We start from the raw sequence: 12,465 nt of genomic DNA, 5'->3' as shown, positions 1-12,465 counted from the left end.
GGTGTAGTATATACGCCTCTTTAAGATAAAATCAATTATTGCCAAGTCAGATCAGGTTTTCTATGATTTTTGGCACAATCCGTCAAAAAAGAATTGATAAGAGTTTGATAGGGTAAATCTGTTTCTATTGCTAATTGTTTAAAATAAGCAATAGCTTCATCATCTAGCCTAATTGTGACCGCTGTTTTCTTTCTAGTATAAGGATTTTTAACTGCATTACTAAAATCATATTCATTACGCATAACAACCTCCTAAATATTGTCTGCTCTCTTTCTTCGTTGCTTTACGTGCTGAAATAATACGTATTACATCTGAACGTTCACAATGCACAACAACAAGAATATTGTGTTTTTTACTACGTCCTAACAAAATAAAACGTTCTTCACCAAATGAGTGATCAGGATCTGGAATTAATAACGCCTCGCTATCTTCAAAAACTGTTTCAGCTTCTTTAAAGCTAACACAATGTTTAATTAGATTACTTTCTGCTTTGTTGTTATCCCATTCAAACTTTAACATTTCATCCCCCCTCTCTTTTGTACATATGTTATATGTACACTAAATTAGTGTCAATAGATTATTTAAAAAATATCGCTCATTGTTATATAAAAAATCACAACCAAAGAAACTTTTAAATTTGTCTCACATCATCAAAAATCATTTTATTTAAACCACTCTTTTATATAAATGAATTTTACGCTTTCAGATTTATCACGACGCTTAGAACATATAGTGCGGTTAGGCACTATTGAAAAAGTTGATCTTAAAAAAGCCCTTGTTCGTGTGAAAACTGGAGATATTTTAACGGACTGGTTACCGATTTTATCATTAAGAGCAGGTACAACAAGAACGTGGTCACCGCCGACAAAAGGTGAACAATGTATTGTTTTATCAGCAAGTGGTGAAATGACAACAGCAGTGGTGTTATACGGTATTTATGCTAGCAACGCACCGAGTACAAATGGCGATGAACATTTAATTGAATTTGAAGACGGTGCAATTTGTAAATATAACCAAAAAACACACCGCTTGGAAATGACAGGAATTGCAACGGCGTACATTCAAGCAAGCAAAAGCGTGACAGCAGATACCCCTTATTTTGAATGTACTGGTGACGCACATATCGGCGGGAAATTAACGGTGGGATCAACCATTAAAGCAGGGGGGGATATTTCAAGTGATAAATACACATTAAATACACACTATCACACCCCAGTTGTGCCACCAATAGGATAAATAATGAACAAACAAACAGGCGAACGTTTAACAGATGAAAAAGCACATATTCAGCAATCAATACAAGATATTTTATTGACTGCGGTTGGCTCTCGTGTAATGCGAAGAGACTACGGCAGTTATTTGTACAAACTGATTGACCGCCCCATCTCGCACGCTCTTACATTACAAATTAGTGCGTGTTGTGTAATGGCTTTGAAAAAATGGGAACATCGAATTGAAGTCACACGTTTTTTAGTGAGTTTTAATCAAGATATGGAAAAACCAGCAATCACCGCTGAAATTGAAGCAACGATAAAAGACGGTGGAAATACAAAATTGAAAGCGGGAATACAATTAGTATGAGTAATATAATCAATCTTGCTGAGTTACCAGCACCCAAAATTATTGAAGAAATAGATTTTGAAACATTGCTTGAAAGCAGAAAAGCACGCTTTATCTCACTTTTTGAAACAGAGCAAGAAAAAGCATTTTGGACACACCGTTTAGAGTTTGAGAGTGAACCCGTTGTTAAACTGCTAGAAGAGAATGCGTATCTTGAAATGCTACTTAGAGCAAGAATTAACAATGCGTCTAAGTCTGTAATGCTCGCTTATGCGTCAGAGTCAGAGTTAGATCATTTAGGTGCATTGTTTAACGTTAAGCGTTTGATTATACAGCAAGAAGACTTAACAACAGAATCACCAACATTGGCGATTTATGAAAGTGATGAACGTTTTAGAAAACGCATTCAATTAGCATTAGAAAGTAAAACAACAGCTGGCTCAGTCGGTAGTTATTTTTATCATACGCTCACATCAAGTGCCGATATTCAAGACGCTTATATTAGCACACCCAGTGCTGGAAAAGTCTTAGTGACTGTCCTAGCAACAAAAAAATACGGTAATGCAGACAGTTCTTTATTAGAAAAAGTGAAATTTTATCTAAACGAAGAAGAAATAAGACCACTTACAGATACTGTTATTGTTGAACCAGCGGAAACAGTGCAATACAACATTACTGCACAAATTACGTTATTTCACAATGCACTAGAAAGCGTAGTGCTTGAAGAAGTAAATAAAAAAATTAACAAGTACAAAGAAAAACAGTATGCACTGGGCAGAGATATTACAAAGTCAGGCATATTCTCAGCATTACATCAGAGCGGTGTCCAAAATGTACATTTAATTGAGCCAGCAAATGACATTGTGATAACACAACAACAGGTTGCAGATTGTCAGCAAATAAACATAACAGTGAGTGGACGAGATGAATAGAAGTCTATTGCCGCCGTCATCAAGTAAATTAGAAAAACGGCTTTCTTTAACATTTGCAGATATTAATAAACTTCCTGTTGAGATCAACAGACTGTGGAGTGCCGACAACTGTCCTGCTCATCTTTTACCTTATCTTGCGTGGTCACTTTCTGTTGATGAGTGGGACGAAAACTGGAGCGATGAACACAAGAGATAAACCATTAAAAATTCTACTTTTGTGCATAAACACAAAGGAACAGTGGCAAGTATTCGCCGAGTCTTAAAAAGTGCAGGTTATGGTGATGTGGAAATTATAGAAGGCATTGTTATACAGAAATATAACAACACCATTAAATATGATGGCAAACATACATACGGCAGTAAAAATAAACACTGGGCTGAATATCGTGTTTTATTAAAACGTCCTGTTTCAATAGGGCAAGCAGGACAAATTAAACGAATATTAAAACACACAGCCCCTGCACGCTGTGTCTTAACTGGTTTGGATTATGAACTAGCAAGCCACTTATACAACAATGAAATTAACTTTAACGGACAATACAATTACGGAGTAGCTTAAAATGGCAAATTTACAAGAAAACCCGAACTGGGCAGAAGGTATCTATCAACTTGAAAAAACCGATCCTGTGGTCGGTGGTGCAGATGGTATTGCAAATCGACAAGCAAAACAGCTTGCAGACAGGACTGCATATTTAAAACAACAATTAGAAAGTGATAAATTAAAGTTACAAAACTTAGAACAAGACTATGCGCCAAAGCATAGCCCAGAATTAACAGGTGTTCCAACTGCACCAACAGCTTCACAGGACACCAATAATACCCAAGTCGCTAATACCTCATTTGTAAAAACAGCAATTTCAAATCTAGTGGGTTCAGCCCCTGCTTCACTTAATACATTAGCAGAATTAGCAACAGCACTAGGTGAGGACGGAAATTTAAAAGAGACTTTGCTTAATTTAATAAGTCAAAAAGTTTCTAAATCTGGCGATACAATGACTGGTGACTTATTCATTAATATATCAAAAGTATTAACAGAAGATGATTTTCAAGTGAAAGCATTAACAAGTGAAAATTTTAATGATATCTGGAAAGTAGGAATATATCATCGCGGTAGACAATGGGGGAATGGTGATTTAACAGTTTTAAATTATCCCAAAAATATTGCAGGTGTTTTATTTGTTAAAGGATTTAGTGAAACATTCATTCATCAAGAGTATCGAACCAATGAGGGTGAACTTTATATACGTCACTTTGCAAATAATGAATGGTCAGAATGGGAATTATTAAATCCTAGGACTGTACAAAATTTAACACAAAATGGTTGGAAGAAATTACCTAGTGGATTAATTTTGCAATGGGGATATGTCAATAATCAGCAAGGCTATGAGCATTCTAGACGATATAATTTTAATATAAGTTTTACACAAAACTGCTTTGGTTTTTTTATCACAAGCATAGATAATTTGAAAGAATTAGGACATCATTATGCAAATACTCATAATGACTCTAGTTATACAACAAGTGCTACAGTTAAGAATGTAAATGCAAATAGTTTTGAGGCGTGGATCGATGATAATTCAGGAAGTTGTAAGTTTTACTGGTTCGCGATAGGACAATAAGTAAAGGAGGTTAATATGTATTTTTATGATGTAAATAGACAAGTATTTTTAACAGATGAAATTCATCAAGTACCAGAACTTTCAATAGAAGTTTCAGATGATGATTTTCAATATTTCATTGAAGAAAGAGCGAAAGGAAAAGAAATTTATATTAAAGATAATCAATTATTTTTAACACCCGTTAAACCGTCTAAACATCACAAGTGGAATGGTTCTGAATGGATTTTAACAGAAGAAGATAAAGCAAGAATTCTCAAAAAAGAACAAAAAAAGGCTTGGCTTAACATTCGAGAACACAGAGACAAAATGAGCGAGTCAGGAGTGAAAGTAAATGATAAGTGGTTTCACACTGATGAACGCTCACACTTGCGATTGATGACACTGCAACAACTCCCAACAATACCACCTGATCTACTTTGGAAAACAATGGACGGCTCTTTTGTGACAATGACAGAAGAATTACTCTCTAATGTAATTGATGCTCGTTTGTTGACGGAAATTGCAAACTTCAAAAATGGAGAGAAGCATAAAATGCGAATGTTGCAGTCAGAAAATCCACTAGAGTATGATTTTAGCGACGGATGGTGTGAAATTTATCAGGAGGTAGAAGATGAATAAGATTTATCTCGGATTCTACAAAGGTAAAGGAAACTTTGTAGATAGAATAATTAGGTTTTTTACCAAAGGCAAGTACTCACACTGTGAGTTAATTATAGAAAGAAAAAACATCTACGGCGGTCGTTATCACTTCAATGAAAAAATCTCTTATGATTGTTACTCATCAAGCCCAAGAGATGGAGGGGTGAGGCTTAAAAACATTAACATCAATTCTGAAAATTGGGATTTAGTACAACTAGAAAACGTTACAGAACAACAAATCATAAGTTACTTTCAACAAACCAAAGGCAAAAAATACGATCTTTGGGGAGCAATCGGAGTCTGTCTCGGAATTAAAGATGAACGAGATAAATATTTTTGTTCCGAGTGGTGTTTTAATGTGATATTTGGCAGTGATCAAGGCTGGCGATTTAGTCCTAACCAACTCTCAGCCCTTGTTTAATTTGTAGAAAACTCTTTCACAATCGCAACCGCTCGCTATCAAGCAAGCGGTTTTTTATTCTTTGTTTGACCTATTTTTTTAATTAAATCAAACAGGAATAAACGAATATGGCTGATGAATATCTACACGGCGTCCGAGTCACTGAAATTTCAGAGGGAACTCGTACAGTTCGAACAGTCTCAACGGCAATTATCGGTATTGTTTGTACCGCTGATGACGCAGAAGATGAGACATTTCCCCTTAACAAAGCAATTCTCACTACCAACCCACAATCTTTAATGAGTAAAGCAGGTAAAGGTGGCACACTTTATCGCACACTTGAAGCTATCTCAACAATTGTACGTACTCCGTGCGTTATTGTGCGAGTGCCTGAAGATGAAGAAAATCTAACCGCTAATATCATAGGGACAATCGGCGAGGACGGTGTCGGCACAGGTATGAAAGCGTTCTTATCTGCACAAGCAACACTTGGCGTGAAACCTCGTATTTTTGCAATTCCACAACTTGATACTCTTGATGTCGCCACTCAACTTGTTGCTGTGGCGAAGAAATTACACGGAATGGCATATATTAAGTGTAATGCAAATAATAAAGAAGAAGCTGTGCAATATCGCAGAAACTTTGGCGATCGTGAAGCAATGCTGATTTATGGTGATTTTACTAATTTCAATACACAAAAAAATACTAGTGATACGGCTTATGCAACCGCTTATGCAGTCGGTTTACGAGCGTATGCAGATAAAGAATTAGGCTGGCACACAACCATTTCAAATTTACTGATCAATGGGGTAAGTGGTGTTACAAAAGCAATTAGTTTTGATATTCAAGACAGCTCAACAGACGCAAACTTTTTAAACTCAAAAGAGGTGTGTTGTGTAATTAATTACAATGGTTTTCGAATTTGGGGAAGTCGGACTTGTTCAACAGATAGTTTATTTGCTTTTGAACAAGCCACACGCACCGCACAAATTATACGTGACACTATCGGCGAGGCGTATGACTGGGCGATTGATAAACCGCTCACACCGACTTTAGTTAAAGATATGCTTGAGATGATTAACGCTAAAATGCGTTTTTGGAAGTCACAAGGCTATATTGTAGACGGTAAAGCGTGGGTGGACTGGGACGAGAACACAAAAGAAACATTAAAAGATGGCAAGTTTTACATTAAATATAATTACTGCCCTGTTCCAAGTTTAGAAAATTTAAACTTAAAACAATATATTACAGATGAATATCTTGCAAACTTTGCAAGTGCTGTGGCAACGGCTTAAGGAGTATAAAAAATGGCATTACCAAGAGTCTTAAAATTAGCAAATGTCTATCTTAACGGCGATTCATTCTATAGCGTTTCAACAGAAGTGGAATTGCCAAAATTGAAAAGCAAAACAGAGGGTTATCGCTCAGGCGGAATGTTTACTGAAGTTGATATCAATTTAGGGATCGAAAAATTAGAGCTTACTCATAAATACGCAGGCACTGATGAACGTTTCTACACGGGTTTTGCAGAAGCAGAAATCAGCAAAGAAATGATTCGTTTTGCTGGAAGTTATGAGCAAGATGACACTGGAGAAGTAACCCCAGTTGAAGTACTAATGCGAGGAAGACATACAGAAATTGATGGTGGAAATAGTAAAGTAGGGGAAATTACAGATACTACAATTAAGTCTTCACTTACTTATTATAAATTAACTGTGGGGGGCAAGGAAATTATTGAGATTGATGCTCTCACTCCAGTAATCAAAAAAGAAGGAAAAGATATCTATCAAAAACATCGTGAAGCGATAGGTCTCTAATATTTAATTTAACGGGCGTGGAATACGCCCAATTCACAAAGGAAAAAACAAAATGAAAGAGAAAAAAGTAACACTAACTAAACCGATCAAACGTGGTGATAAAAAAATCACAGATATTACTGTCTTAAAGCCCAACGTTTTATCATTAAAAGGATTGAAATTGCTGGATGTTATGCAATTTGATGTTAATGCCTTAACAGTACTATTACCACGCGTGACCAAGCCAATGCTGACTAAAGCAGATATTGAACAGCTTGAAATTGCTGATTTCACAAAACTATCAACAGAACTTGCAGGCTTTTTTGGTGCAGAAAATGAAGATGGTGAAGAGGGAAAGGACGAAGCAACACTGAATGCTTAATCCCTGCCTGTGTTGAAGACGCCATTGCAGATATTGCTACCGTTTTTCATTGGCAACCCAGCGTTTTTGATGAAATGTACCTAGATGAATTGATGGAATGGCGAGAGCAAGCACGCAAACGTACGGAAACAGAAGAACAATAATTGTAGAGTCAGGGCAAGCCCTGACTTTATAGCAATATAGCAAAGGTTAAAATAATGCTACAAAATTCTGCAATGATGAGCTTGGGCTATTTTGTCTTTACACGCTCAACAATCCCATACCAATCAACCAGCAGTGATCTAAAATGGCGACACCCCACAAATTCAGTCGTGGGAAATTTACCACGGACACAATTCACTGGAAAAGAAAGCGAGACAATCACGATCTCAGGCACGCTTATGCCAGAAATCACAGGCGGTAATTTAAGCATTAAGCAGTTAGAATTGATGGCAGAAAAAGGCACCCCATACCCTTTAATCGACGGCTCAAGCTTTATGATCATTGGTTGGTTTGTGATTGAGAGTATCCAACACTCGGGCAGTTTTTTCTTTGGTGATGGTAAAGCACGCAAGATAGAATTTTCGATGACACTAAAACGTACTGATGATTCGATTTTAAGTGATATTGTTGATGATGTAATGAGTTATTTATAATGAAAACAAATGCTTTAATCAATGATTTATTAAAAAATAACAATCATAAAATCCCTGTTATTTCTCTTTCTGTTAGCACAAAAGAGCAAAAAACCGATATTTCACAATTAATTTCTCACCGATTAATTAATTTAACATTAACAGATTCCAGAGGCTTTGAAGCTGATCAGCTTGATTTAACTTTAGATGATAGCGACGGTTTACTTGAATTACCGCCTAGAAATGCGATTCTAACATTAGGCTTTGGGTGGCAGTCTGAAAGTATCGTTTACAAGGGCAAATATACTGTTGATGAGATTGAACACAGTGGAAGCCCTGACCAAGTCACAATCAGGGCAAGAAGTGCAGATATGCGAGGAACGTTACTTGATAGAAAAGATCGCTCCTTTCATAAAAAAACTATTAAACAGATTGTGGAATTAATTGCTGATGAAAATAAATTAACAGCAATGGTCGGGCAAAATTTTACGCAACAAGTTATTGACCACATCGATCAAACGGGTGAAAGTTCTATTAATTTCCTTAGTCGATTAGCAAAAGAATATGACGCAATCGCAACAGTTAAAAATGGCAACTTACTTTTTATTGAAGCTGGAGAATGCAAAACTGCAAGCGGTAAGATGTTACCTGAAATTTACATCACAAGAAATCAAGGTGATCAGCATAGATACAGTATAGCAGAGGGTGAAAATTACAAAGCAGTAAAAGCTTATTATCATAATACGGACACAGGAAAACGTGGCGAGGTGTATTTTGATGATAATACAAAAATAGAAAAGACACGTAAAAAAATAGCACTAAAACAAACCAAGCCAGCAATCACGGATTCAGATAATATTAAGCGATTATCACACACTTACAAAACTGAGCAATCAGCACGTAAAGCAGTGGTTAGAGAGTTTAAAAAATTAGGACGTGGGACCGCAAATTTTAGTTTAACATTGGCACAAGGAAACCCTGACTTAATGCCAGAACTTCCTTTAAAGTTGTTCGGATTTAAAAAAGAAATTGATATTAATAACTGGGTAATTAAACAAGTCGTGCATTCTATCAGTGCTGACAGCGGATACACTACTTCTATTGAGTGTGAGTTGAAGAGTGAATAAAAACGGTGCGATTGCACCGTTTCTAAAAATGGAATTATTACTTAATTCTATCAGATAAAATATCAAAATACTGCTCAAATAATTTTTGGTACCAAGCTATTTTTACACAATGTTTATCAGTATCAAAACCATCTGCAATAATCTGTTCATTATAACAACGCTGTTCTAACACAATCAGTGTTGGAGGCTCCTTGTTATCAATAGCAAACATTCTTGTTTCAATTTCTGTTATCAAATCATCAGAAAGCAAATTTTTAAGTAAATCTGTTTCTAATTGTGAAAATGTTTGTAAAAATGATTGATGATCTCGTGCTTTGTTGCCGAAGCCAATCACTAAGCTAAGAGCAGAAAAAATAGTTAAAATGAAACTCAATATCAGAGCTAAATTTGGGTAGGTCGTTGCATAAGAATAGACTGCACTAGAACTTAATACAATACTAATAAAATTAGTCATTCGTTCCCAAAAATTAAAAAAGCGAATACGATACTGATGATAACGTTGTGAACGGCGAATATCAAAAAGGAGAGATTTTTTACGTTGCTCCAAGACTTCTGTTGATTTTTTCATTTTTCTTATCCTCATCATTTGGATTTGGTCTAGTTCGTCTTGTGAAGTGATCATCTTCACACTGTGTTAGTCTATAACCATTCACCTTTTTTACTCCTCTTTTTAATTGTTTAATCAGCTTTAACAACTCTATCATTTCTTCTTATCTGCTTTCTTCCCTTTCTTCTTACTTGATTTTGCTTTTGGCATATTCTGACCATTTTTACCGCAAATTTTTTCGCAAGGAATACCGTCCTTATCTCTGTCTAACCTTGTCATACCGCACTGTTTTAAGTAATAAACGGCTTCAGAGCAAGATGTCATCTGCTTACAATATTTTTTATCTCCGCAAGAATAGGCAAAAGCAGAGGCAGAAAAAATGGCAAGAGTTAAGATTAAAAATTGTTTTTTCATTTTAAGTCCCTCTATTTATTTTGCAGAACAAAAAGCTGTACCTAAATTGACCCACTCACCTGTTTGTACTAATTTTTGTATATCAACAACTCTCACCATTACATTTTTACCTTTGAAACCTCTATCATAAAGTTCTAAGCAAACATATTGTGCATAACCATCACGATTAGTATTGTCATTAATTACACCAACTTTAAATGTATTTGAAGATGTCCATATAGCGTCTATTACTTTCGGTTCACTATCGCTGATAAAATAGTTTTTTACCTCTTCCCTTGCTTTATCTAAATTATCCGCACTTGCAAAAGGAACACAGGTAAATAAAGTAATAATTGTTAGTAGTTTTTTCATTTTAAGTTCTCCTTATTTTTAGTCTTGTAAATAAATATCCCTAAATTCTTCTTCACTATAAATAATTGCACCTTGTCTTTCTGCTTGGGCTTTTTTAGTTGGACCTGCATTGCTACCACAAACTAAAATATCTAAATTTTGCGTAACTGATTTCCTTATGATAAATTCACCTGTTAATTCAGTATCTAGTTCTAATCCTTCTCTATCTGCTTTTTTAAAGCCTGTAAAACACACTTCAAGAGTAGGCTCTTTATATTCATAATTTAAATAATCATCAAGTTCAATGTCATAATTATCTCTTAGCCAATCTTCTTTTGTTGAAATTAAACCTGTTTCTAATTCAATAATTTCATCGCCAATTCTTTCAATTTTAAAGGTTCGTGTATCTCGTCTATTTAAGTCATAACCTTCTAAGTAAGTTTCATCCACTTCTCTTACACGCACTTTTCTACGAGTTGGATTGCCGTGATAGTCCACATAATCAAATTCGATAACATCTCTATTGATAGTACTTTGTTTTAGTACTGTTTTTACTTTTTTAGGTTCTTTTATAATTTCAGGTTTTGGTTCAGGCTTAGGTTCAAAAATACTTTGTGTTGGTTTAGCCTCTAAGATACTTTGACTTTTATCAGATTTATTTCTAGGTTCTGTTTTAAAAGGCTTTATTGTTTTTTCTAGCACTTTTTCCTGTTTTCTATTTTTAATCTTCTCCCATATTCCATAACAACCACCAAAAACTAAGAAAAGAAGAAAAAGAACTGCTGTTACATCTTCACCTAAGATTTTACTCATTAGAGTAAGTACAAGGCATAAAACAATCCAATAGAAAAAACACTTTAACATTTTGAACCCCTTATTTGATTAAATAATAATTGCTACAAAATCTATTCTTTTTTAAACCGCTTATGATTATTTAAAAATCATCTTCATACGGATCATTTAAATCACTTATTGTGACTTTATCTGAAAAATTTTTATTCACAGTCATATCACCTGCACTTGCATTTATATTTTTAGAGTTATCAGCTGTTACATTTTGAGTTACTTTCTCAGGCTTACCTAAACTATCAACCCCCCCAATGAGAAAAGTTAATACTGTTGTTTTTTGTTCAGAAGCAAGTTGTCGGAATTTGTCTAATAAAAAGGCTTCTTCATTATCTAGGGTATTCATTGAAGGAGTGCCCGTTATTACATAGTTAATATCAACACCTAATTTTTCTGCCTTTTGTAAATATTCAATATTTGGAAGGCGAGTACCTTTTTCATAATTAAATTGAGAGTTTTTTGTTACTCCACATAAAATGCCGAATTCTTCCTGCTTAAAGCCTAATTTTAAACGTTCGTTTTTTAATCTATCAAAATACATAAAACCTCCAAAACACAAAAATAATTAATCAAATGATTTAAATTTTTCTTGCAATCACACAAACGAGTGATTAAAATAGACCTATAACGTAACAAAACGACGTTACACCAAAATAAAATATTCAGATTATAACACGCTTTTAAGCGTAATAGGGGGATTTTGTGGAACTAACAACAGACCATAAACAAAAAGTGCTACAAGCCAAAAAGATGATTTTAATGCAAGGATTAAGCATTAAAGAATGGGAAGAACAAAACGGATTTGATCCACGTAATGTGTATGCGTTATTTCAAGGACGACGCTCAGGACAACGTGGCGAAAGTTTAAAAATTGCATTGAAGTTGGGGTTTTATGATGAATGAAGAATTAAAAGAAGTGTTTCCTTTCGGAAATGAGAATGAAATAAGAAAAACGACACTAACTTATTTGAAAGGTAGAAAAGCTGAGTGCTTAACAAGAAAAGAAATTGATTTAATTAGAAAATTTTTAACAACAGCATTAGATAACGGTATAGAAAATGCGCTTAAAACTCTTGAAAAATTTGAAGATAAATTAAATCAAACAGAAAAAATGATTAAAGCAGAACAAGAAAACAGAGCGATAAGCAAGATGATGGTGAAACTTAAGGAACATCTTGAAGATCCCTCCTCCACGTTTGAAGATTTTATTGCAAGTGTGAGTAAGTAGGTTTAATTAGGTATTAGGGGAAGACGTAGAA

At 34.8% G+C, this 12,465-nt stretch carries 21 protein-coding genes and 1 pseudogene; 15 read left to right on the top strand and 7 right to left on the bottom strand.

Annotated features, from left to right (window positions below; genetic code table 11):
• Positions 1-35: 35 nt before the first annotated feature.
• Together KGI96_RS07405 and KGI96_RS07400 are read right to left on the bottom strand one after the other, a co-directional pair.
• The gene (locus KGI96_RS07405; RefSeq protein WP_211597589.1) at positions 36-242 is read right to left on the bottom strand and encodes a BrnA antitoxin family protein; all 207 of its coding nucleotides are present in this window, start codon (positions 240-242) and stop codon (positions 36-38) included.
• Positions 235-519 (bottom strand): BrnT family toxin, encoded by a 285-nt coding sequence (locus tag KGI96_RS07400; protein WP_211597590.1) that lies wholly within the window; start codon positions 517-519, stop codon positions 235-237. The genes KGI96_RS07405 and KGI96_RS07400 overlap by 8 nt, the downstream gene beginning before the upstream one ends.
• A 168-nt stretch (positions 520-687) precedes the next feature.
• On the opposite strand from KGI96_RS07400, the gene KGI96_RS07395 reads away from it, so the two are divergent.
• From KGI96_RS07395 to KGI96_RS07335, 13 genes and pseudogenes are all read left to right on the top strand, one after another.
• The gene (locus tag KGI96_RS07395; protein WP_211597591.1) at positions 688-1,236 is read left to right on the top strand and encodes a phage baseplate assembly protein V; all 549 of its coding nucleotides are present in this window, start codon (positions 688-690) and stop codon (positions 1,234-1,236) included.
• A 3-nt stretch (positions 1,237-1,239) separates the two neighbouring features.
• Positions 1,240-1,581, top strand: coding sequence for a GPW/gp25 family protein (locus KGI96_RS07390; RefSeq protein WP_211597592.1), 342 nt, complete (start codon positions 1,240-1,242; stop codon positions 1,579-1,581).
• On the top strand, positions 1,578-2,492 hold the full coding sequence (locus KGI96_RS07385) for a baseplate assembly protein (protein ID WP_211597593.1): 915 nt from the start codon (positions 1,578-1,580) through the stop codon (positions 2,490-2,492). Before KGI96_RS07390 ends, KGI96_RS07385 begins: the two co-directional genes overlap by 4 nt.
• A pseudogene (locus KGI96_RS07380) lies at positions 2,485-3,051 on the top strand (phage tail protein I). Before KGI96_RS07385 ends, KGI96_RS07380 begins: the two are co-directional and overlap by 8 nt.
• Position 3,052: 1 nt before the next feature.
• A complete protein-coding gene (locus KGI96_RS07375) occupies positions 3,053-4,111 on the top strand; it encodes a pyocin knob domain-containing protein (RefSeq protein ID WP_211597594.1) in 1,059 nt (352 codons plus the stop codon).
• Positions 4,112-4,126: 15 nt separating this feature from the next.
• The gene (locus KGI96_RS07370) at positions 4,127-4,729 is read left to right on the top strand and encodes a DUF4376 domain-containing protein (RefSeq protein WP_211597595.1); all 603 of its coding nucleotides are present in this window, start codon (positions 4,127-4,129) and stop codon (positions 4,727-4,729) included.
• Entirely contained in the window at positions 4,722-5,171 is a 450-nt protein-coding gene (locus KGI96_RS07365; protein ID WP_211597596.1) for an enoyl-CoA hydratase, read from the top strand. Before KGI96_RS07370 ends, KGI96_RS07365 begins: the two co-directional genes overlap by 8 nt.
• A gap of 107 nt (positions 5,172-5,278) precedes the next feature.
• Positions 5,279-6,445 carry a phage tail sheath protein gene (locus KGI96_RS07360; RefSeq protein WP_211597597.1) on the top strand — a complete coding sequence of 389 codons (1,167 nt, stop codon included), beginning with the start codon at positions 5,279-5,281 and terminating at the stop codon, positions 6,443-6,445.
• 12 nt (positions 6,446-6,457) lie between these two features.
• On the top strand, positions 6,458-6,967 hold the full coding sequence (locus tag KGI96_RS07355) for a phage major tail tube protein (RefSeq protein WP_211597598.1): 510 nt from the start codon (positions 6,458-6,460) through the stop codon (positions 6,965-6,967).
• A gap of 52 nt (positions 6,968-7,019) precedes the next feature.
• A complete protein-coding gene (locus KGI96_RS07350) occupies positions 7,020-7,328 on the top strand; it encodes a phage tail assembly protein (RefSeq protein ID WP_211597599.1) in 309 nt (102 codons plus the stop codon).
• Positions 7,328-7,471: a GpE family phage tail protein gene (locus KGI96_RS07345; RefSeq protein WP_370685840.1), complete on the top strand. Its 144-nt coding sequence runs from the start codon at positions 7,328-7,330 to the stop codon at positions 7,469-7,471. The genes KGI96_RS07350 and KGI96_RS07345 overlap by 1 nt, the downstream gene beginning before the upstream one ends.
• Positions 7,472-7,525: 54 nt before the next feature.
• Positions 7,526-7,963: a phage tail protein gene (locus tag KGI96_RS07340; protein ID WP_211597600.1), complete on the top strand. Its 438-nt coding sequence runs from the start codon at positions 7,526-7,528 to the stop codon at positions 7,961-7,963.
• Positions 7,963-9,069 carry a phage late control D family protein gene (locus KGI96_RS07335; protein WP_249111411.1) on the top strand — a complete coding sequence of 369 codons (1,107 nt, stop codon included), beginning with the start codon at positions 7,963-7,965 and terminating at the stop codon, positions 9,067-9,069. Before KGI96_RS07340 ends, KGI96_RS07335 begins: the two co-directional genes overlap by 1 nt.
• A gap of 37 nt (positions 9,070-9,106) precedes the next feature.
• On the opposite strand, the gene KGI96_RS07330 is transcribed toward KGI96_RS07335, so the two are convergent.
• From KGI96_RS07330 to KGI96_RS07310, 5 genes are all read right to left on the bottom strand, one after another.
• Complete coding sequence (locus KGI96_RS07330; protein WP_211597601.1) at positions 9,107-9,637, bottom strand: hypothetical protein; 531 nt, start codon at positions 9,635-9,637, stop codon at positions 9,107-9,109.
• A gap of 132 nt (positions 9,638-9,769) precedes the next feature.
• On the bottom strand, positions 9,770-10,030 hold the full coding sequence (locus KGI96_RS07325) for an excalibur calcium-binding domain-containing protein (RefSeq protein WP_211597602.1): 261 nt from the start codon (positions 10,028-10,030) through the stop codon (positions 9,770-9,772).
• A 15-nt stretch (positions 10,031-10,045) separates the two neighbouring features.
• A complete protein-coding gene (locus tag KGI96_RS07320) occupies positions 10,046-10,381 on the bottom strand; it encodes a hypothetical protein (protein WP_211597603.1) in 336 nt (111 codons plus the stop codon).
• A gap of 18 nt (positions 10,382-10,399) precedes the next feature.
• Positions 10,400-11,224, bottom strand: coding sequence for a WYL domain-containing protein (locus KGI96_RS07315; RefSeq protein ID WP_213156411.1), 825 nt, complete (start codon positions 11,222-11,224; stop codon positions 10,400-10,402).
• A 70-nt stretch (positions 11,225-11,294) separates the two neighbouring features.
• Positions 11,295-11,747 (bottom strand): helix-turn-helix domain-containing protein, encoded by a 453-nt coding sequence (locus KGI96_RS07310; RefSeq protein WP_211597605.1) that lies wholly within the window; start codon positions 11,745-11,747, stop codon positions 11,295-11,297.
• 161 nt (positions 11,748-11,908) lie between these two features.
• Here KGI96_RS07310 and KGI96_RS07305 point away from each other — a divergent pair, with 161 nt between their 5' ends.
• Both KGI96_RS07305 and KGI96_RS07300 read left to right on the top strand, forming a co-directional pair.
• On the top strand, positions 11,909-12,109 hold the full coding sequence (locus KGI96_RS07305; protein ID WP_211597606.1) for a helix-turn-helix domain-containing protein: 201 nt from the start codon (positions 11,909-11,911) through the stop codon (positions 12,107-12,109).
• Positions 12,099-12,434: a hypothetical protein gene (locus tag KGI96_RS07300; protein WP_211597607.1), complete on the top strand. Its 336-nt coding sequence runs from the start codon at positions 12,099-12,101 to the stop codon at positions 12,432-12,434. The genes KGI96_RS07305 and KGI96_RS07300 overlap by 11 nt, the downstream gene beginning before the upstream one ends.
• The last annotated feature ends 31 nt before the right edge of the window (positions 12,435-12,465 follow it).

This window comes from Phocoenobacter atlanticus subsp. cyclopteri, assembly GCF_018343795.1.
GTDB lineage: Bacteria > Pseudomonadota > Gammaproteobacteria > Enterobacterales > Pasteurellaceae > Phocoenobacter > Phocoenobacter atlanticus.
This window is presented reverse-complemented; position numbering and strand designations above follow the sequence as displayed.

Coding starts and splice junctions, on each gene's coding strand:
- KGI96_RS07405 (WP_211597589.1), bottom strand. CDS start 242: ATGCGTAATGAATATGATTTTAGTAATGCAGTTAAAAATCCTTATACT.
- KGI96_RS07400 (WP_211597590.1), bottom strand. CDS start 519: ATGTTAAAGTTTGAATGGGATAACAACAAAGCAGAAAGTAATCTAATT.
- KGI96_RS07395 (WP_211597591.1), top strand. CDS start 688: ATGAATTTTACGCTTTCAGATTTATCACGACGCTTAGAACATATAGTG.
- KGI96_RS07390 (WP_211597592.1), top strand. CDS start 1,240: ATGAACAAACAAACAGGCGAACGTTTAACAGATGAAAAAGCACATATT.
- KGI96_RS07385 (WP_211597593.1), top strand. CDS start 1,578: ATGAGTAATATAATCAATCTTGCTGAGTTACCAGCACCCAAAATTATT.
- KGI96_RS07375 (WP_211597594.1), top strand. CDS start 3,053: ATGGCAAATTTACAAGAAAACCCGAACTGGGCAGAAGGTATCTATCAA.
- KGI96_RS07370 (WP_211597595.1), top strand. CDS start 4,127: ATGTATTTTTATGATGTAAATAGACAAGTATTTTTAACAGATGAAATT.
- KGI96_RS07365 (WP_211597596.1), top strand. CDS start 4,722: ATGAATAAGATTTATCTCGGATTCTACAAAGGTAAAGGAAACTTTGTA.
- KGI96_RS07360 (WP_211597597.1), top strand. CDS start 5,279: ATGGCTGATGAATATCTACACGGCGTCCGAGTCACTGAAATTTCAGAG.
- KGI96_RS07355 (WP_211597598.1), top strand. CDS start 6,458: ATGGCATTACCAAGAGTCTTAAAATTAGCAAATGTCTATCTTAACGGC.
- KGI96_RS07350 (WP_211597599.1), top strand. CDS start 7,020: ATGAAAGAGAAAAAAGTAACACTAACTAAACCGATCAAACGTGGTGAT.
- KGI96_RS07340 (WP_211597600.1), top strand. CDS start 7,526: ATGCTACAAAATTCTGCAATGATGAGCTTGGGCTATTTTGTCTTTACA.
- KGI96_RS07335 (WP_249111411.1), top strand. CDS start 7,963: ATGAAAACAAATGCTTTAATCAATGATTTATTAAAAAATAACAATCAT.
- KGI96_RS07330 (WP_211597601.1), bottom strand. CDS start 9,637: ATGAAAAAATCAACAGAAGTCTTGGAGCAACGTAAAAAATCTCTCCTT.
- KGI96_RS07325 (WP_211597602.1), bottom strand. CDS start 10,030: ATGAAAAAACAATTTTTAATCTTAACTCTTGCCATTTTTTCTGCCTCT.
- KGI96_RS07320 (WP_211597603.1), bottom strand. CDS start 10,381: ATGAAAAAACTACTAACAATTATTACTTTATTTACCTGTGTTCCTTTT.
- KGI96_RS07315 (WP_213156411.1), bottom strand. CDS start 11,224: ATGTTAAAGTGTTTTTTCTATTGGATTGTTTTATGCCTTGTACTTACT.
- KGI96_RS07310 (WP_211597605.1), bottom strand. CDS start 11,747: ATGTATTTTGATAGATTAAAAAACGAACGTTTAAAATTAGGCTTTAAG.
- KGI96_RS07300 (WP_211597607.1), top strand. CDS start 12,099: ATGATGAATGAAGAATTAAAAGAAGTGTTTCCTTTCGGAAATGAGAAT.